The sequence below is a fragment of the Streptococcus sp. NLN76 genome (genome assembly GCF_015686645.1).
Lineage (GTDB): Bacteria > Bacillota > Bacilli > Lactobacillales > Streptococcaceae > Streptococcus.
In genome coordinates, this window is sequence record NZ_JADPMS010000109.1 from 1 (window position 1) to 507 (window position 507).

Annotated in this window: 1 pseudogene; it reads left to right on the forward strand. The window is 41.0% G+C overall.

Features of this window, described 5'->3' with window-relative positions:
* Window positions 1–507, forward strand: a pseudogene (locus tag I1A59_RS09495) (DDE-type integrase/transposase/recombinase); the annotation flags it as partial.

Below are 507 nucleotides of genomic sequence, written 5' to 3' on the forward strand. Positions count from 1 at the left end.
TGATTTGATAGAAGAACCAGGAAAACAACACCCCTCACGACCAAGAAGGAAATACAGAGGGGAACTTATTCAAATGGACGCCAGTCAGCTTGTCTGGTTTGGTGAAATCGAAACACATCTTCATGTAGCTGTCGACGATGCTTCTGGAGATATTGTAGGAGCCTACTTCGACTATCAAGAAACCCTAAAGGGCTACTTCAATGTCTTAAATCAGATTCTTGTCAAGCATGGCATTCCTATGGAATTTCTTACTGACAGGCGAACGGTTTTTGAATATCAGAGTAAAAAGATGAAAAAAGTTGAAGAACACACTCTCACTCAATTTGGATTTGCTTGCCAACAGCTGGGCATCGACCTTGATACAACTTCAATCGCTGAGAAGAAGGGAAGGGTGGAAAGGCTGAATCAAACATTACAATCTCGATTAGCTGTTGATCTTCAGAGAAAAGGCATTCAATCTCTGGAAGAGGCTAATAGCTTCCTAGAAGAGTGGATTCAAACTTTTAA